17 protein-coding genes are annotated in these 17115 nt (G+C 69.7%); 8 read left to right on the forward strand and 9 right to left on the reverse strand.

The annotated features are described in order from the left end of the window. Nucleotides 1-41: 41 nt before the first annotated feature. A complete protein-coding gene (locus IE075_RS00100; protein ID WP_189452140.1) occupies nt 42-2213 on the reverse strand; it encodes a TonB-dependent receptor in 2172 nt (723 codons plus the stop codon). Between the two features lie 70 nt (nt 2214-2283). Here IE075_RS00100 and IE075_RS00105 point away from each other — a divergent pair, with 70 nt between their 5' ends. Together IE075_RS00105 and IE075_RS00110 are read left to right on the forward strand one after the other, a co-directional pair. Next, a complete protein-coding gene (locus IE075_RS00105) occupies nt 2284-2676 on the forward strand; it encodes a MerC domain-containing protein (protein ID WP_189452142.1) in 393 nt (130 codons plus the stop codon). A gap of 82 nt (nt 2677-2758) precedes the next feature. Next, complete coding sequence (locus IE075_RS00110; protein ID WP_189452144.1) at nt 2759-2944, forward strand: 30S ribosomal protein THX; 186 nt, start codon at nt 2759-2761, stop codon at nt 2942-2944. Between the two features lie 429 nt (nt 2945-3373). On the opposite strand, the gene IE075_RS00115 is transcribed toward IE075_RS00110, so the two are convergent. From IE075_RS00115 to IE075_RS00125, 3 genes are all read right to left on the reverse strand, one after another. After that, nucleotides 3374-4585, reverse strand: a complete 1212-nt coding sequence (locus IE075_RS00115) for a dipeptidase (protein ID WP_189452146.1) — start codon at nt 4583-4585, stop codon at nt 3374-3376. 108 nt (nt 4586-4693) lie between these two features. Continuing rightward, nucleotides 4694-5911 (reverse strand): imidazolonepropionase, encoded by a 1218-nt coding sequence (hutI, locus tag IE075_RS00120; RefSeq protein ID WP_229792236.1) that lies wholly within the window; start codon nt 5909-5911, stop codon nt 4694-4696. Further along, the gene (locus IE075_RS00125) at nt 5904-6074 is read right to left on the reverse strand and encodes a hypothetical protein (protein WP_189454885.1); all 171 of its coding nucleotides are present in this window, start codon (nt 6072-6074) and stop codon (nt 5904-5906) included. The genes hutI and IE075_RS00125 overlap by 8 nt, the downstream gene beginning before the upstream one ends. Before the next feature lie 168 nt (nt 6075-6242). Between IE075_RS00125 and IE075_RS00130 the strand changes: the two genes are divergently transcribed. Continuing rightward, nucleotides 6243-7496, forward strand: a complete 1254-nt coding sequence (locus tag IE075_RS00130) for a formimidoylglutamate deiminase (protein ID WP_229792237.1) — start codon at nt 6243-6245, stop codon at nt 7494-7496. Here IE075_RS00130 and IE075_RS00135 read toward each other — a convergent pair. The 4 genes from IE075_RS00135 to IE075_RS00150 all read right to left on the reverse strand — a co-directional run bounded on the left by IE075_RS00135 (nt 7493) and on the right by IE075_RS00150 (nt 11979). Then, entirely contained in the window at nt 7493-8317 is an 825-nt protein-coding gene (locus tag IE075_RS00135) for an isocitrate lyase/PEP mutase family protein (protein WP_308427798.1), read from the reverse strand. The genes IE075_RS00130 and IE075_RS00135 overlap by 4 nt on opposite strands. Before the next feature lie 13 nt (nt 8318-8330). Beyond that, nucleotides 8331-8924 carry a methylated-DNA--[protein]-cysteine S-methyltransferase gene (locus IE075_RS00140; protein ID WP_189452153.1) on the reverse strand — a complete coding sequence of 198 codons (594 nt, stop codon included), beginning with the start codon at nt 8922-8924 and terminating at the stop codon, nt 8331-8333. Between the two features lie 86 nt (nt 8925-9010). Further along, a complete protein-coding gene (locus tag IE075_RS00145) occupies nt 9011-10537 on the reverse strand; it encodes a DNA-3-methyladenine glycosylase 2 (protein WP_189454665.1) in 1527 nt (508 codons plus the stop codon). 206 nt (nt 10538-10743) lie between these two features. Next, nucleotides 10744-11979, reverse strand: a complete 1236-nt coding sequence (locus tag IE075_RS00150; RefSeq protein WP_425489344.1) for an alkaline phosphatase family protein — start codon at nt 11977-11979, stop codon at nt 10744-10746. A gap of 364 nt (nt 11980-12343) precedes the next feature. Here IE075_RS00150 and IE075_RS00155 point away from each other — a divergent pair, with 364 nt between their 5' ends. The 3 genes from IE075_RS00155 to IE075_RS00165 all read left to right on the forward strand — a co-directional run bounded on the left by IE075_RS00155 (nt 12344) and on the right by IE075_RS00165 (nt 15033). After that, the gene (locus IE075_RS00155; RefSeq protein WP_189452157.1) at nt 12344-12700 is read left to right on the forward strand and encodes a hypothetical protein; all 357 of its coding nucleotides are present in this window, start codon (nt 12344-12346) and stop codon (nt 12698-12700) included. A gap of 116 nt (nt 12701-12816) precedes the next feature. After that, nucleotides 12817-14481 (forward strand): urocanate hydratase, encoded by a 1665-nt coding sequence (gene hutU, locus IE075_RS00160; RefSeq protein ID WP_189452159.1) that lies wholly within the window; start codon nt 12817-12819, stop codon nt 14479-14481. Nucleotides 14482-14496: 15 nt separating this feature from the next. Next, nucleotides 14497-15033, forward strand: coding sequence for a DUF4304 domain-containing protein (locus IE075_RS00165; RefSeq protein ID WP_189452161.1), 537 nt, complete (start codon nt 14497-14499; stop codon nt 15031-15033). Nucleotides 15034-15254: 221 nt separating this feature from the next. Here the strand turns inward: IE075_RS00165 and IE075_RS00170 are convergent, their stop codons facing one another. Further along, nucleotides 15255-15683, reverse strand: a complete 429-nt coding sequence (locus IE075_RS00170; protein WP_189452163.1) for a hypothetical protein — start codon at nt 15681-15683, stop codon at nt 15255-15257. A gap of 272 nt (nt 15684-15955) precedes the next feature. Here IE075_RS00170 and IE075_RS15885 point away from each other — a divergent pair, with 272 nt between their 5' ends. Both IE075_RS15885 and upp read left to right on the forward strand, forming a co-directional pair. Then, entirely contained in the window at nt 15956-16333 is a 378-nt protein-coding gene (locus IE075_RS15885) for a helix-turn-helix domain-containing protein (RefSeq protein WP_189452165.1), read from the forward strand. A 148-nt stretch (nt 16334-16481) separates the two neighbouring features. Continuing rightward, a partial coding sequence (upp, locus tag IE075_RS00180; protein ID WP_189454667.1) for a uracil phosphoribosyltransferase occupies nt 16482-17115 on the forward strand: 634 nt, incomplete at its 3' end.

A 17115-nucleotide genomic window follows, 5' to 3' on the forward strand; every position in this document is an offset into this window, starting at 1 on the left:
TGTGCAGCGCCGCGCCTTATCAGGCGGGCCGCAGCGCCCCGTCAGAAGTACACGCGCACCCCAAACGACACGCCGCGGCCCGGCAGCGGCGCGAGGTCCTTGAGCGGTGAGGTGTGCACGCGCGCGTCCTCGTCGAGCAGGTTGCGGCCGTCGAGGAAGATTTCCCAGGCGTTGCCCGCGATCGTGTCGCGGTGCCAGGCGAGGTGCGCATCGACGAGCGTGTAGCCCGGCGTTGCCGTCTCGTTCGCGGCGACGTCGTCCTGCTCCAGCGTGCGGACCGCGCCCAGCGAGGCGCGCCATGCGCCGCTCTCCCAGCGTAGTTCGGCGCCCGCGCGGGCCGGGACGATGCGCGGCAGCGGGCCGCCGAGCGCGAACGTGGCATCCACGAGCTCCCGGCTGCCGTCCTCGAGCGGCACGTCGATCGTTCTCACGCGCACACCATCGTCCGCGAGCCGCCCCCGCACCACGTCGCCGAACATGCGCAGCGACCACAGGCCGGCTTCGGTCTCCAGGAACAGCCAGTCGATTTCGGCCTCGGCGCCGGTGAAGCGCGCGTCGGCCTGCGTCCACGCGCGCACCGGCAGCTCATCGACATCGACGCCGGTGTCAGCGAGGTAGACGAAATCGTCGAAGCGCGCGTGGAACAATGAAGCCTGCACGGTCACCGGGCCCGCATGCCAGTGCAGGCCGAGCTCGGCGCGGTTCGCGGTCTCGACGTCGAGCGTCGGCAGGCCGACCTCGATGCTGCCGGTGGCCACGTGGAAGCCGTCCGAATACAGCTCCTCGGCGCTCGGCGCGCGTTGCGCGCGGTCCAGGCCGAGCGAGAAGTGCAGGCCCGGCGACGCGTTCCAGCGCGCAGCCGCGGACAGGCTCGTCGTGCTGAACGCACGGTCGCCGCCGATCGCCTGCGCCTCGTCGACTTCGACGCGGTTGCGGTCACGACGCAGACCGAACTCGACGCCGACACGGCCGAAGTCACGCCGTCCAAGCCAGAACACGCCGAGGTCGCGCGCGGTCGACGCAGGCACGAACGCCTCCTCGCCGATCGCCTCGAAGTCGCGGTGGGAGCCCTGCAGGCCGACCGCGCCCGCCCAGCCGCCCAATGCGCGGTGTGCCAGTTCGGCGCGCAGCTCGGTGCTGACGTTGTCGAACACCGTGCCGACGTCTTCGCCTTCGAATTCCGTGTGTGTGTATTCCGTGCGGGCGAGTTTCACGCGCAGTGACTCGAACGCGCCGAGATCGTCGAGCCCTGCACGGATTTCATGACGGCGCTGATCGAGCACGACGCGAACCGGTGCTTCGCCGTGCGCCTCCTCTTCCTCGGGCTCTTCCTCATCGTGCGCTTCGTGCGCGTGCCCCGGCACGCCGTAGCGCGTGTTGAACAGGCTCGCGCCCACGCCGACGAAGCCGCGATCACCGACCCATGAAACGCCGATCGCGGCGCTGTCGGTGCGCAGCGCGCTGTTCGGCAGCACGCCAAACGCGCCGGCTTCCTCCTCGTGCTCCTCTTCGCCTTCCTCGGACTCCTCGTGTGCGGTCATGCTCTCGGCAAAGCCCGGGATCTTGTAATCGCCGGTCTCGCGGTGGAGCGCGTCCACATGGAACACCAGGTGGCCCGATGCCGAGGTGCCGTCCAGCCGCACCATGCCGGTGCGCTCGTCGTTCACGGTGGCGGCGCGCAGTTCGGCGCGGCCCTCGAGCGGCTGCTCGGTCGCGGCCTCGGGCACGCGGCCGTCGACGACGTTGACGGCCCCACCGATCGCGCCGCTGCCGTACAGCAGCGTCGCCGGGCCCTTGAGCACCTCGATTTGGTCGGCGAGGAACGGCTCGATGCTCACCGCGTGGTCGACGCTGACCGTCGACACGTCGCCGCTCGCGAGGCCGTCGTTGAGCACCTGCACGCGGGGCCCTTCGAATCCGCGGATGACCGGCCGACCGACACCGGGCCCGAAGAACGTCGACTGCACGCCGGGGACCCGGCTCACCGTCTCGCCGATCGTCGCGGCCTTGGCGGCGTCAAGCCGTTCGCCCGCGAGCACGTCGACCGGGCGCGTCAGGTCCTCGGCCGTCGTCGCGATCGGCGTCGCCCGCACGAGCACACGGTCGAGCTCCTTGGCCTCCAAGTGGTTGGACGCATGGTCCTGCGCGAATGCGGCAGCCGAGGCCGTGAGCAAGGCGACGAACAGAGCAGAGCGACGAAGCGGGGCGTGCATGGGGCGTCCACACGGTGATGACGGGGCAATGTTATATTGTTTCAATTCCGGTGCCGCTATCGTCAAGTCCATGTCAGAGCCGAACACCGCATTGCGCAAAGCAGATCGCGTCGGCCTCGCCGCGTCGTTGCTCTGCGCCGTGCACTGCGCGCTGTTGCCGCTCGCGATCGCGCTGCTGCCGACGCTCGGCCTGGGGGCGGGCGGCTGGGTCGATCTCGACCAGGCGTTCGTCGTTTTCGCCACCTTGCTTGGTGGCACGACGCTCGCGCTCGGCTACCGTCGGCATCGCGCGTATCGCGCCTGGGCGCTGCTGGTGCCCGGCCTCATCCTCGTCTGGATCGGCTCGTTCACGTCACTGCACGACAGCCATGGCGTGGTGCATGCGACGGTGATGACGGCCGGCGGCCTCGCGCTCGCAGGCGCGCATCTGCTCAACCTGCGGCTCAGCCACCGCGCCAGCTGAGCACCTCCAAGGCGCCTGTGCTAGGCTTCGCGCCCTCGCGCGCCGCTGCGCGACACGCACATTCGGATTCAGGAGCACCACCATGGGCAAGGGCGACCGCAAGACCGCTAAAGGCAAGCGCTACAACTCCAGCTACGGCAACGCCCGCAGCCACTCGTCGGTGACCAAGGCCGCGGGCACCGCCGCCGCGCCGGTTGCACGCAAGTCGGCGAAGACCGTTTCCAAGGCCCCGGCGACCAAGAAGGTCGCGGTCAAGAAGGCCTCGTAAGACCCGCGCGCGTTGCGCTGCTCCGAAAGCCCCGCTCCGGCGGGGCTTTCGCGTTTGTGGACACCGGTGGCGAGCGCAAGTCGATCCAGCGGCGCCGCCGGATGCGCCATCGACGGTCGCACTGTCAGTGCGCGCGGGCGAAACGGGGCGCGAGCCGGACGCCGAATGTCGTGGGGCGCCGCAGGCCGACGTCATCGTCGCGGCGCGTGCAGCTAATTAGTTTGCGACCGAATCAGCCTGTCGGCGGGCCACGCCGCGTGCGGACGCCGTCTCGCGTCCGCACGGTGGCCACTGGGCAGCAACGGCGGTTTGCATCGCGCCTGTTCGTCACTCCCGACGCGCGGATGCAGGCAAAACGCCGTCGGCGTGTTGCGGTGCTCACCCGAGCCCGTCCCTCACAGCAATGCGGCCGGGCCGTTCCCGCCGGCCTCAGCGCTGCGCGCGCTTCTCGACCTCGCGCCACACGCGCAGCAGGTTCTCGCCGAGCACCTTCGCAATCACCTCGTCGGAGTGTCCGCGCTCGCGCATGCCTGCGACGAGGTTCGGGTAGTCGGCGACCGTGCGCAGGCCCTGCGGCAGCTTGCCGCCGACGCCGTCGAAATCCGAACCGATGCCGACATGGTCGGCGCCGAGCAGCTTCACCGCGTGGTCGACCTGGTCGAGCACCTGGTCGATTTTCGTGGCGACCGGCTTGCGCTTTTCGTCCCACTCGGCGTCGAACTGCTCGAGCGTCTTCGGAGGTGTCTCGCCGCGCGCGCGCGTCGCCTCGGTTTCGCGCTCGAATGCGTCGAGCGCCCTGAAGTATTCCGTCGTCTGCGCCGCCATGCCGGCGTCGATGAAACCGCTGCCGAACACGAGCTGCACGACGCCGCCCTGCTTCGCGATCGCCTGGGCAAGTTCGTCGCTGAGGTTGCGCTCGAAGCCGGGGGTGAACTTGCGCAGGCCCGAGTGGCTGGCGATCACGGGCGCCTTCGATACGCGCAGCACATCGCGCACGGCGTCGTCCGACAGGTGCGAGACGTCGACCATGATGCCGAGGCGGTTCATTTCCGCGACCGCCTGCTCGCCGAGCGCGCTCAGCCCGCCATGGGGCCGCTTGAGCGAATACGAGCCGTCCGCAAGGCGGTTGCTGTGGCTGTGCGCGAGCGTGATGTAGCGAACGCCGCGGTCGTGGAAGACCTTGAGCTGCCCGAGGTCGTTCCCGATCGGCGCGGCGTTTTCCATGCCGAACGCGAGCAGCACCTGCTGGCCGGGCTTGAGGCGGTCGACGTCGGCCGGCGAGCGCACGATCGCGAAGCGGTCGGGATGGCGCCACGCGAGCGCCTCGATCGCGTCGATCTGCATGTGCGCCTTCTGGCGCGCGGTACCGGCCGCGTCATCTTCGGCCGATGTGTAGATCGACATGAAGCCCACATCGAGCCCGCCCTGGCGCGCGCGCGGGTAGTCGAACTCGACCTCGGGCTGGTCGACGCCGAGATCGCGCCACCGGTCGAGCAACTCGCCCGGCGCATCGATATGCGTGTCGACGATCAGGTGCGTGCGCGCGAACTGCTGCGCAGGCGACAGCGGCTGGTCCGCGTATGCGGCAAACGAGCCGCTGAGTGCGACGCACAAGGCGAGGCGGGCAAGGGCAGGGCGCATGGGGAGCTCCGGTCGGCGTGGCACGAGCTTAGCCGCTTGGCTTCAAGCGGCCGTGCACGTCGAGGCGGGGCCCGGGCGCAGTGCGCGGGACAGCGCGAGTCGCTGCAGTCAGGCCAGCCGCACGCCGCCGGCGAACACGGCCGAGGCGAGATCGCCGCCAAGCCAGTAGCAGAGCTCGGCCGGGTGCTGCACCCGCCAGATGGCGAAATCCGCGCGCAGCCCAGCGCGGAGCACGCCGCGATCGGGCAGGCCGAGCGCCTGTGCGCCGTGCACGGTCGCACCGCGCAAGGCTTCCGCAGGCGTCAGCCGGAAGTGCGTGCATGCGAGCTGCATCGCCTGCCGCAGCGACAGCAGCGGCGAGGTGCCGGGGTTGCAGTCGGTCGCGACCGCCATCGGCACGCGGTGTTCGCGGAACGCATCGAGCGGCGGCAGCTTTGTTTCGCGCAGCACGTGGAACGCGCCGGGCAACAGGACCGCGACGGCCCCGCACGCGGCCATTGCGCGCACGCCTTCGGGGCTCGTGTGTTCGACATGGTCGGCCGAAAGTCCGCCGAATTCCGCTACGAGCGCTGCGCCGCCGAGGTCGCTGAGCTGATCCGCATGCAGCTTGACCGGTAACCCGAGCGCACGCGCAGCCTCGAACACGCGCCGGGTCTGCGCAGGCGAGAAGCCGATGCCTTCGCAGAACGCGTCGACCGCGTCCACGAGCCCTTCGTCGTGCAGGCGTGGCAGCCACTCGACGACGGCGTCGACGTAGTCGTCCGCGCGGCCGGCAAACTCGGGCGGCAACGCGTGCGCGCCGAGGTAGGTGGTCGACACCCGCAGGCCGAGCTGTTGCCCGATGCGCCGCGCGACGCGGAGCATGCGCCGCTCGCTGTCGAAATTGAGGCCGTAGCCCGACTTGATCTCCACGGTCGTGACGCCGTCGCGCAGCAGCGCACGCGCACGCGGCAGCGACTGCGCGAGCAGCCCGTTTTCGTCGGCTTCGCGCACTGCGCGCACGGTCGAGACGATGCCGCCGCCCGCGCGTGCGATTTCTTCGTACGTGGCGCCCTGCAGGCGCAGCTCGAACTCGCGTGCGCGGTCGCCCGCGAACACGAGGTGGGTGTGGCAGTCGACGAGGCCGGGGGTGATCCACCCCTCGGCTTCGATCACGTCGTCGGCGAGGGCCTCCGGCGCATCCGGCAACTCACTGCGCGGGCCGACGAAGCACAGCATGCCGTCGCGCCAACCCAGCGCGCCGTCGGGAATCTCGGCGTAACCGTCACTGGCGTCGAGCGTCGCGAGCGACGCGCCGACGACGAGGCCGTCCCAGCGTTCAGTCACCGGCGACGAGCGCGCCTTCGAGCGCTGCTGGCTTCGGGGCGGGCTCGGGGTCGGGCAACACGGCGACCTCATGGGCCGTCGCGAGACGGAGCCGCGCTGCAAAAAGCGCGACTACGGCGATGGCGGCTACGAACAGAACGACGACGCTGGCAAGTGGTGACATGACGCGTACCTCGCTACGAGCGGCCGTTCGGGCCGCGATGGCTTTGCCGACCGTCGCGGCGTGAAAACCGGCGCGGCGGTGCCTTTGCACGCGAGGACGCCCCTGTCGCGCGTACCCGGGTAGCCTACCCCACCGGATTTCACGTTGCATCCACATATGACCGCGACTTTGTCCCGCCCCCTTCTGGCCACTCGCACCGACACCGGGTGGCGCCTGCCCGGCATCGCGAACCTGCATTCGCACGCGTTCCAGCGTGCGATGGCCGGACTCGCCGAGCGCCGTGGCGAGGCAGCCGCGGGCGAGGACAGCTTCTGGACCTGGCGCGAGACGATGTACCGCTTCGCCGCGCGGTTCGATCCGGACACCTTGCGGGCGGTCGCGGCGCAGCTCTATGTCGAGATGCTGGAAGCCGGCTACACCAGCGTCTGCGAGTTCCACTACCTGCACCACGCGCCCGACGGACGTGCCTACGACGACCCGGCCGTGATGTCGCGCGCGCTGATCGACGCCGCGCGCGAGACGGGCATCCGCCTGACGCTGCTGCCGGTCCTCTACATGACGGGCGGTTTCGACGGCCGCGCCCTGGCTGAGCGGCAGCGCCGCTTCGCGCACGACGTCGACGGCTACCTGCGCTTGTTGGATACGCTGCGCGTACACCAAGGCCCCGCGCTCCGCATCGGCTGCGCGCTGCACAGCCTGCGCGCCGTGCCGCAGGACGCAATGGACGCCGTGCTTGCGGCGCTGCCGGCCGATGCGCGAATCCATGTGCACATCGCGGAACAGACGGCGGAGGTCGACGAATGTGTTGCGGTCCGCGGGATGCGGCCCGTGCAGTGGTTGCTCGATCGCGCGGACGTCGACGCGCGGTGGACGCTCGTGCACGCGACGCACCTCGATGAGACGGAGGTTGCCGCGATTGCGCGTTCGCGCGCGACGGTGGCCATTTGCCCGACCACTGAGGCGAACCTCGGCGATGGCTTCTTTCCACTGCGCGAGTATCTCGAACACGGCGGTCGCTGGGGCGTCGGCTCGGACTCGCACGTGTCGGTGTCGCCGGTGGAAGAGCTGCGCTGGCTTGAATACGGGCAGCGCCTGCGCGCGCGTCGACGCAATATCGCCGCGATCGAAGCAGGAGCGAGTGTCGGAGAGACGCTGCTGCGCGGCGTGCTCGAAAGCGCGGCCGACTCGGCGGGTTTTACCGACACGTCGCGCGACGTGGTCGTGCTCGACGCCTCCGCACCGCAGCTCGCGGGCGCGTGCGAGCCGGACGTCGTCGACCGCTGGTTGTTCAGCGGGAACCGACCGCTCGTCTCCCGCGTCGAGGTGGACGGCGAGGTCCTGGTCGAGAGCGGTCGCCACCGCGCGCACGAGCTGAAGGCCGAGCGCTACCGCGATGCCATGCGCACGCTGCTGGCCGACTAGGCCGAGAGCATGCGGTTCATTTCGCTGTAGTCGAGGCTGCGCTCGAACATCGGCGCGAGATCGCCCTGCAGGAACGCCGAGGCCGATTCGCGCCCGGCGGCGTAGGCGGCCTTGAACAGGCCCGGCCCGGTGCTGATGCGGCGCACGCCGGCCCTCGCGAGCGACGCAGGCGGGGGCAGGCCGGGCAACGCCATGATGTTCAACGACACCGGCACGGCGGCCGAGATGCCGGCCATCTCGTCCAGCGCCGTCAGGCCGGGCACGAAGCCGCCGTCGGCGCCGGCGGCCGCGTACCGCGACAGCCTCGAAACGGTTTCCCGTACGGCGGCCGCGCCCGTCGCCAGGCCCCGCAGGTAGACGTCCGTGCGCGCGTTGATGAAGACAGGGGCCGGGCCGAGCCTGCGCCGCACCGCATCGATCTTCGCGGCCAGCCGTTCCGGGTCGGCCGCGCCGTCCTCGAGATTGATGCCCACCGCGCCGAGTGAGACCACCTCGGCTACGAGGTCCGCTACCGCATCCGCGTCGTCGCTGTAGCCGTCTTCCAGATCGACCGTGACCGGAACGTCCGTTACTCGCACGATGTCGCGCATGCTGTCGATTAAGGCGTGTCGCGGCAGGGCGCCGCCGTCCGGATAACCGCGGGACCACGAGACGGCCGCACTCGCAGTTGCGATCGCCGGCGCACCGGCCTCCTGCCACAGGCGCGCACTGGCGGCGTCCCATGCATTCGCGAGCAGCAGCGGATGCGGTTGCCGGTGCAGCGCGACAAAGCGTGCGTGGAGCGTGTCAGTCGTGCGGTCTTCCATCGTGCGGTCCTCCATGGACAGAACAGAATCAGGCGAACAGCGCGTCGGTGCACGGCGCGCCTTCGAGCTGAAGCAGGTAATGCTTGGTCGGAAGTCCTCCGCCGAAGCCCGTCAGCCGGCCGTTCGCGCCGATCACGCGGTGGCAGGGCAGCACGATCGGCAGCGGGTTGCGGCCGTTCGCGGCACCCACCGCGCGCGTTGCGGCCGGGCGGCCCACGCGCGAGGCGAGTTGCGCGTAGCTGACGGTTTGTCCGTACGGGATCGAGGCGAGTGCGTGCCAGACCTCGCGCTGGAACGGCGTGCCACGCGGTGCGAGCGGCAGGTCAAACACGCGCCGCGTGCCGGCAAAGTACTCGTGCAACTGCGTGCGAAGGCGGTCCAGCAGCGGATGCTCGCCGTCGCGCCACTCGGGGCCGCGTGCGACGCGGTGCTTCGACTCGTGGAATTCGATGAGGCAGATGCCGTCATCGCACGCGCCGATCAGCAGGGGGCCAACCGGGGTGTCGAACGTCGAAGACCACGTGGTTGCGCTCGACGCGGGGCCGCTGGAACTCTTCGCACGCCCGCGCGGCGCAATCGGGGCGCGTGCCGTTTGGGCCGTTGCCGTGGAATCGACGCGCATCGGGCTCCCCGTCGCAAGGCTTGGCTTCGGTGCGCATCGCGCCGTGTCGCGGGAGGCCGTGGTGTCTGGCAAGGAATCGCTGTCGATCATGGCGTTGCGCTCGTGCGTGCGGCGGCGCGGGCGGCGGCATTGCGGGCCGCGGCGTCGCGCCAGAGGTGGATGACGGTGTACGCGCGCCACGGGCGCCATGCGTCCGCGACGGTGCGCAGTTGCTTGGCCGTCAGCACGGCGCCGTCGACGCTGGCGACGCGCTGCAGCGCGAGGTCCTCGGCGGGGAACGCATCGGGGTGGCCGAGTGCGCGCATCGCGATGTACTGCGCCGTCCACGGCCCGATGCCCGGCAGCGCGACCCAGCGTGCGGCGAAGTCGTCGAGCGTGCGCTCGGGGCGGAAGTCGACCCGGCCGTCGAGCAACGCGCGCGCAACGGTGCGCACGGCCTCGGCGCGTGCGCGCGGCAGGCCGATCTCGCCGAGGTCGGCCTCGGCCAGCGCGTCGGGCGTCGGAAACAGATGGCTGAGCCCGGGCGCGCCGAAGTCGGCCGGCACCGCCTGCCCGAAACGCGCGCCGATGCGCGCGGCGAGCGTGCGCGCCGCGGCGACGCTGATCTGCTGGCCGAGGATCGCGCGGACTGCGATCTCGAATCCGTCCCAGCCGCTCGGCAGGCGCACGCCGGGGTTCGCTTCGAGCAGCGGTCGCATCCGCTCGCTCGTCGACAGGGCGCTTGCGATCGCGATCGGATCGGCATCGAGGTCGAACATGCGGCGCAGCCGGTTGACGATCTCCAGCAGGCGCGACGGCGGTGCGTTGTGCAGTTCGAGCTTGAGTGCAGGCTCTCCGCCGGGCCACGCGCTCACGCGCAGCCAGCCCGGCGCGGACGCGCCGTCGAGCGGCGCGATCACGCGCTGGTAGCTCGCGTCGCCGACGACCTCGACGCCCGGCAGTGACCGATCGCGCAGGAACGCGAGCATGCCCGGCAGGTCGTACGGCGGTCGGTACGCAAGACGCAGCGTGAGCGCGTCGTCCGCGTGCGCCTGCGGCGAGCGCCGCAGATCGCGAGGGGCCAGGCCGTAGGCGTCGCGGAACGCGGCATTGAAGCGGCGCAGGCTGCCAAAGCCGGATGCAAGTGCGATCTCGGTGATCGGCAGGCGTGTTTCGGTCAACAGCTGCTTGGCGAACAACAAGCGGCGCGTGCCGTGCACGCCGCTCGGCGGCGCGCCGAGGTGCTCGACGAACAGTCGGCGCAGGTGACGTTCGCCGGTGTCGACCCGGCGCGCAAGTTTGGCCAGCGGCGCGTCGGCCAGCGCGCCGTCGTCGATGAGCTTGAGCGCGCGCGCGACCGTGGCGTCGCCGCGCCGCCATGCGCCTTCACTCGGCGACAGCTCGGGCCTGCAGCGCAGGCAGGGCCGGAACCCGGCCGCTTCCGCCGCCGCCGGGTGCGGGTAATAGACGACGTTCGACGCCTTCGGCGCAGGTGCCGGGCACACCGGCCTGCAATAGATACCGGTGGTTTTGACCGCGGTGTAGAACAGCCCGTCGAAGCGTGCATCTCGGCTGAGCCGGGCGTGTTCGCACACCTGGGGCGCGGGCAGGGCGGGTAGGGCGGCGTCGTGCATGCGAAGCAGGCTAGCACCGGCCTTCGGCGCGGACTCGCCGGATTCGGACATCAATCGTGGTCGCCGCGGAGTGGGGCGCCGGACGAGGCGTGACCGTTCCGACCGGCCCCGCCATCAAACCGGCGTACGCACCGCCGCCCGCCAAGACCGCTGCGTTGCAGCCGCTCCGGCGCGGCGGTCCGCGCAGCGTCGTCTGGATGTCTGCGTCAGCGAGGTTCGAGCGCGGGCGCCAGTGCGCGCTCGTTGCCGTCGTGCGGCGCCGGCGTCACGCCGATCAGCCGTGCAAGCGCGGGATAGACGTCGACGTTGTCGATCAAGGGAACGCGCACGCCGTCGCGCCAGCCCGGGCCGTGTGCAACGAACAACGCGCGCATCGAGGGCAGCGTCGGATCGAAGCCGTGCGAACCGCGGGTGTGGTCGCGCGGGCGCTTCTCCAGCTGCGTGCGCCAGCCTGCATCCCAGCCGTCGTCCATCTGGCAGACGATCGACGGCACGCGCGGGTGCGTGCCGTAATGCCACCGCGCGGGCAGCTCGCTCTTGCGCCAGCACTCGTAATGCTGGTGCCGGCCGAGCAGGCGCTGCTCGGCCGCCGCCGTGCGGCCGGGCCGCGGCTCGAAACCGAGCGACTGCCCGGTCGTGATGACCTCGACGTCCGCCTTGTCGACGATGTCCTCGATCGCGACCGCGTGCGACGGCGGCACGGGGGTCATGCCGTGGTCGGAGACGACGACGAGGTTGACCGCGTCCAGCCCGTCCCGCGCCTCCAGGCCGTCGATCAGGCGGCCGAGGTAACTGTCGACCTTTGCAAGCGCCTCGCGCGCCTGCGGCGAATCGGGGCCGTGATCGTGCGCCGCCTCGTCGACCGTTTCAAAGTACAGCGTCACCAGCCGCGGGCGCGTCGTGGTGTCCTCGCGGAGCCATTCGAGCACCCGGTCCACCCGGGTCTCGGGCGTCACGCTGTCGTCGTAGATGTGCCAGCGGGTCGGGCGCACGCCGCCGATCGCCGCCTCCGAGCCCGGCCAGAACATCGCCGCGGTCGGCAGCCCCGCACGCTCCGCGGACACCCACAGCGGCACGCCGCCCCACCAGCGCGCATCGCCCACCACCTGCGCGTCGCTGATCTTGAACGTGCCGAGCTGCGCGTCGCGCATCGTGTTGTGCACCACGCCGTGCCGGTCCGGGCGCAGGCCGGTCACGATCGTGTAGTGATTTGGGAACGTGAGCGACGGGTAGGACGGGGTCATGCCGTCCGCACGCACGCCGCCTTGCGCCAGGCGCGCGAGGTTCGGCATGAGCGACGGGTCAAGGTCGCCCGCGCGCACGCCGTCGAGCGAGATCAGCACGAGCGGCGCGAGCGGCACGCTCTGCTTGATCGGGCCGCCTGCGCAGCCGGCCAGCACTGTGGTGGCGAGCAGCGCGGCGAGTAACGGATGCGGCTTCAGCATGTGGCGGGTCGGCGACGGGACGGTCCACGACTTTAGACGCTGGCCGATGACAGCCGGTTTGCAGTGCATGGCGCGGTTTTAGCCGGGATCTCCGCGTACACAGGCGGTCGCATTCTGGGGGGGCGCTGGCACCTGCAGCGATGTCGACCACCCGAGTCGGAGACCCGCGAGGCGCGACCGTGCATTGCCCTGCCCAGCGCCGGCCGCGCCGATCGCCATTCGGCCTCGCGCCCGGCGGGCGCTGAACCGCGCGTCGGACACACGCTGGAACGCCGTCCAGGTCACCCCCGATGCAGCGCGGCAGGTGTACGGTGGCAAAGTGCGGCGGCCGGGCTGCCGCGTCCTGTTCTGGAGAGTGCCGATGAACCTGTCTTCGATCACCCGTTTGGGCGCGTTCGCGCTGCTTGTGTGCGCGAGCACGGCCGTTTCCGCGCAGTCCTCTGTCGGGGTCGGCGTGCATATCGGCGGGGACCCGACGGTGGACGGCCAGGCCGTGAATGCCGGCGATCGCCGGGCGACCCATCCGTTCTGCCTGCGCACGACCGGCACGCGCATCCCGCCTAAGGCGCGCGCCGTTGATCTGGACCGGGATGGCAGGCCGGATCGCGTTGCCTGCGTGCCGGCGAACGGCCGCGTGTACACCCAGGCGGACCTCCAAAGGGCTGGTGCCATCGACATCGCCGAGGCGCTGCGTCATTTGGACCCGTCGATCCGCTGACCGTCCTGCCCACTCGCTGAGTCCCACGCCCGGCCCTGCGCCGGGCGTCGTCGTTTGGCGGGCTGCCGCGGGGGCGGTGCCATAATCGCCGGCTTCGCTCGTACAGGACGTCGCCGATGACCACCCGCATCGACCGCAGCCGCGTGATCCGCGCGCCCCGCGGCACCGAAAAGACCTGCCGCTCGTGGCTCACCGAAGCTGCCTACCGGATGATCCAGAACAACCTGGATCCGGACGTGGCGGAGAACCCGACCGAGCTCGTCGTCTACGGCGGCATCGGCCGCGCCGCGCGTGACTGGGAAAGCTTCGACGCGATCCTCGAATCGCTGCGCAACCTCGGCGACGACGAGACGCTGCTCGTGCAGTCGGGCAAGCCGGTCGGAATTTTCCCGACGCACCCCGACGCGCCGCGCGTGTTGATCGCGAACTCAAACCTCGTGCCTGCGTGGTCCACGTGGGAGCACTTCCACGAGCTCGATCGCAAGGGCCTGATGATGTACGGCCAGATGACGGCCGGTTCGTGGATTTACATCGGCTCGCAGGGCATCGTGCAGGGCACGTACGAGACGTTCGTCGAGATGGGCCGCCAGCACTACGGCGGCAACCTCACCGGGCGCTGGATCCTCACTGCGGGCCTCGGTGGCATGGGCGGCGCGCAGCCGCTCGCCGCATCGCTCGCGGGCGCATGCAGCCTCAACATCGAATGCCAGCAGTCACGCATCGACATGCGCCTGCGCACGCGTTACGTCGACGAGCAGGCGAGCGACCTCGATGACGCGCTGGCGCGCATCGAGCGCTACACGCAGGCCGGCAAAGCGAAGTCGATCGCATTGCTCGGCAATGCAGCCGAGATCCTGCCCGAGCTCGTGCGCCGTGGCGTGCGCCCGGACTGCGTGACCGACCAGACCAGTGCGCACGACCCGGTGCACGGCTACCTGCCGATCGGTTGGAGCGTCGAGCAGTGGCTGGCCGAACAACAGGCGAACCCGGAAAAGGTGCGTGACGCGGCCAAGCAGTCGATGCGCGTGCACGTCGAGGCCATGCTCGCGTTCCATGCGGCAGGCATCCCGACCGTCGATTACGGCAACAACATCCGGCAGATGGCGAAGGACGAAGGCTGCACGAACGCGTTCGACTTCCCGGGCTTCGTGCCGGCCTACGTGCGCCCCCTGTTCTGCCGCGGCATCGGCCCGTTCCGCTGGGTCGCGCTGTCGGGCGACCCGGAGGACATCGCAAAGACCGATGCGAAGGTCAAGGAGCTGATCCCCGACGATCCGCACCTGCACCGCTGGCTCGACATGGCAGGCGAGCGCATCGCGTACCAAGGGCTGCCCGCGCGCATCTGCTGGGTTGGCCTCGGCCTGCGCCACAAGCTTGGCCTCGCGTTCAACGAGATGGTGCGCAACGGCGAGCTCAAGGCGCCGGTCGTGATCGGCCGTGACCATCTCGACAGCGGCAGCGTGTCATCGCCAAACCGCGAGACCGAAGCGATGAAGGACGGCTCGGATGCCGTGTCCGACTGGCCGCTGCTGAACGCGATGCTCAACGTCGCCGGCGGCGCCACGTGGGTATCGCTGCACCATGGTGGCGGCGTGGGCATGGGGTACTCGCAGCACTCAGGCGTCGTGATCGTGTGCGACGGCAGCGAGGAAGCCGACAAGCGCCTCGCGCGCGTGCTGTGGAACGACCCGGGCACGGGCGTGATGCGGCATGCGGATGCGGGCTACGAAATCGCACAGGCCTGCGCACGAGAGCAGGGGCTGAAGCTGCCGATGTTGTAACCCGGCGCTAAGCAAATGCCTACCGAATGCCCCGCCGCCGACGCAAAGATCGGCCGGAAGATCGATTACCTCGTCGTGGGGCATCTCGCCCCCGCGCTCGCGCCGCTCGGTTTCCAGCGCAAGGCGCGCGTGCTGTGGCGCGATGAGGGCGAGGGCGAGGCCCGCGTGCTGCAGGTCGTGAACCTGCAGGGCGGCAAGTGGAACGAAGGGAGTGCAGGCGAGGTCTGCCTCAACTTGGGGACACAGTTCGTGGAGCGGATGCGGCGCGCCGCCGCGCAGCCCGGCAACGAATGGATGGCCGGATACGTCGGCGTGCCGGACGACGCGGCCTGCCAGGTGCGCACGCGCATCGGCGGCACGCTGCCCACGACGCGCGAGGCGTGGTGGCCCGACACCCTCGGTCCCGCGCAGGACACCTGGCTCCAGATCGACATGCGGACCGACCTCGACGAACTCGGCGCGCTGATCGCGCGCCTCGTCACCGAATACGGCCTGCCGTGGCTCGAACGCGCGTCGCGCGGCGAGGCAGTGGAGGCGTTCTGTTTCGTGTGAAAAGTGGTTGGTCTGTTGCTCACCGGTGGAGTGCAGTGTGCGCGTCCCGCTAAGCAATGCGTTGCATGCAGGATCGGCGCTGCGGCGCTCTGTCCTGTCTCCGGCTCCGGATCCCTGCGAACCTAAGTGCAAGGGGTCGTTTCTTACTCGGCAGCTGCTCGGGCGACCGAACGACGCGGGCCTAGCTGAGGGCGTGCCGCGAGGGCACGCCCCCTGACGGCTCAGTTGTATCCGTCGTAGTAGTGAGCGACCGCGGCCACCGTCCTACGAGCACCCGTGGCTGCATCGGTGATCGTTACCTCCAGCATGGCCTCTCCGTCGCCCCTTGTTTCCGTCGCGATCGACGTCGTGCATTGCGAGGACGTACACGAAAGTGCACCGCCAGTTTCCAGGTTTCGCCATTGGAAGTAGTAATTGCCGGCCGGAAGCCCCACGACCTGGAACACGGCAGTGGTCGGGTTGGTCGCTCGCCGCGGGGCCCACACCGAGGCGCAGAAGCCAGTTTGATACTGGTCGTAGGCATACGTGTCTACGTAGCACGCGAGCTGGGCAGAGCTGACATCCCCTGCGCGGGCGGGGGCGGGGTAAGCAGCGGCAGCGAGCGTGCCGGTGACAAGCGCGATTGCAAGCGTTGCGGACTTCATGGTCATGGAGTGGCTTCCTTTAGTGGGACTGGCCTGCGGAAACCGTCAGCACGGGCTGGCGGTGCGCTGCACTGAACCATATCCAGCAGTCGCCGGATCCAAGCGCGGTCGGCTGCCGTCGTCGAGAATCGTCAATTCCGCTGACGCGTCCGGTCGTAAGTGTGTGCTGTCGAGGCAATGGCGGCGCCGGCGGGACAAAGCGGACATACGCGCGTTATTTTGACTGTCGGCGTCAATGCTGCTTGACTGGCCGAGCCCGTGTCACAAGGAAGGACAGGATGACGTTCGCTGTTCGCGTCAGGCAGGCCCGTCGACGAATGGGTCTTTCACAGGCGGCGCTCGCGCTGCAGGTCGGAGTAGCGCGTAGTGCCGTTGCTCAGTGGGAGCGCGCTCGACGAGGTACACGGCCGTGCAATAAAAATCTTGCGCGTCTCGCCGTAGTCATAGGGGTCTCGTATGAGTGGCTTTCGACCGGTCGCGGCCGAATGGCTACTGACGGCGCAGACGGTGAAACGCCTGCGCTCTTGCTGAACCACTATGCGCATGATGAGTTAGAGGAACGGTTACTGGTGGCGTTCCGGCGCGTAGCGAACGGTGAAAGACAGCCTTTCGTGGACTTTATCGAGGCACTCGCGGGGCAGCGCAACGCCGCGTGAGCGACTATCCGTTACCCTCGTCTCCACCCGAGTGGCCCCGACGCGTTGTGCGCGGTTGCTGGTCATGCGCAGTGAGTCAGCGCTCGTGTGTCATCCGGTGCATCGTATCGAGCAACGCTCCAGCATCGAACAGCGATCGCAGTCCATCATGAAAATCATCGAAATCCGCCACCCGCTCGTCCAACACAAGCTCGGCCTCATGCGCGTGGCCGGCAACAGCACGAAGACGTTCCGCGAGCTCGCATCCGAAGTGGCCACGCTGCTCACCTACGAGGCGACGGCGGATCTTGAAACCGAGGCCGTCGAGATCGAAGGCTGGGCGGGGCCGGTGCAGGTGCGGCGCATCAAGGGGCGAAAGATCACGCTCGTGCCGATCCTGCGCGCGGGGCTCGGCATGCTGCCGGGTGTGCTCGAGCTCGTGCCGGCCGCGAAGGTCAGCGTCGTCGGGCTGCAGCGCGACGAATCGACGCTCGCGGCCGTCACGTACTACGAGAAGCTCGTCGGGCACATGGACGATCGCATCGCGTTAATCCTCGACCCAATGCTCGCTACGGGCGGCACGCTAATCGCGACGATCGACATGCTCAAGGCCGCAGGTGCGACGCGCATCCGTGCGCTGTGCCTGGTGGCCGCGCCGGAAGGCCTGCGCGCCGTCGAAGCCGTGCATCCGGATGTCGAGATCTACACTGCGTCGATCGATGATCGCCTCGACGAGCGTGGCTACATCCTGCCGGGCCTGGGGGACGCGGGCGACAAGATCTTCGGCACCGTGGTTCGCGAGC

The organism is Cognatilysobacter bugurensis, from assembly GCF_014652095.1.
Taxonomy (GTDB): Bacteria; Pseudomonadota; Gammaproteobacteria; order Xanthomonadales; family Xanthomonadaceae; genus Cognatilysobacter; species Cognatilysobacter bugurensis.

Bases quoted from the DNA above. Each gene is read 5' to 3' on its own strand.
- hutU (WP_189452159.1), top strand. From the start codon at position 12,817: ATGACCACCCGCATCGACCGCAGCCGCGTGATCCGCGCGCCCCGCGGC.
- IE075_RS00135 (WP_308427798.1), bottom strand. From the start codon at position 8,317: ATGGAGGACCGCACGATGGAAGACCGCACGACTGACACGCTCCACGCA.
- IE075_RS00140 (WP_189452153.1), bottom strand. From the start codon at position 8,924: ATGCGCGTCGATTCCACGGCAACGGCCCAAACGGCACGCGCCCCGATT.
- IE075_RS00105 (WP_189452142.1), top strand. From the start codon at position 2,284: ATGTCAGAGCCGAACACCGCATTGCGCAAAGCAGATCGCGTCGGCCTC.
- IE075_RS00155 (WP_189452157.1), top strand. From the start codon at position 12,344: ATGAACCTGTCTTCGATCACCCGTTTGGGCGCGTTCGCGCTGCTTGTG.
- IE075_RS00125 (WP_189454885.1), bottom strand. From the start codon at position 6,074: ATGTCACCACTTGCCAGCGTCGTCGTTCTGTTCGTAGCCGCCATCGCC.
- IE075_RS00145 (WP_189454665.1), bottom strand. From the start codon at position 10,537: ATGCACGACGCCGCCCTACCCGCCCTGCCCGCGCCCCAGGTGTGCGAA.
- IE075_RS00100 (WP_189452140.1), bottom strand. From the start codon at position 2,213: ATGCACGCCCCGCTTCGTCGCTCTGCTCTGTTCGTCGCCTTGCTCACG.
- IE075_RS00170 (WP_189452163.1), bottom strand. From the start codon at position 15,683: ATGACCATGAAGTCCGCAACGCTTGCAATCGCGCTTGTCACCGGCACG.
- IE075_RS15885 (WP_189452165.1), top strand. From the start codon at position 15,956: ATGACGTTCGCTGTTCGCGTCAGGCAGGCCCGTCGACGAATGGGTCTT.
- IE075_RS00110 (WP_189452144.1), top strand. From the start codon at position 2,759: ATGGGCAAGGGCGACCGCAAGACCGCTAAAGGCAAGCGCTACAACTCC.
- IE075_RS00115 (WP_189452146.1), bottom strand. From the start codon at position 4,585: ATGCGCCCTGCCCTTGCCCGCCTCGCCTTGTGCGTCGCACTCAGCGGC.
- IE075_RS00165 (WP_189452161.1), top strand. From the start codon at position 14,497: ATGCCTACCGAATGCCCCGCCGCCGACGCAAAGATCGGCCGGAAGATC.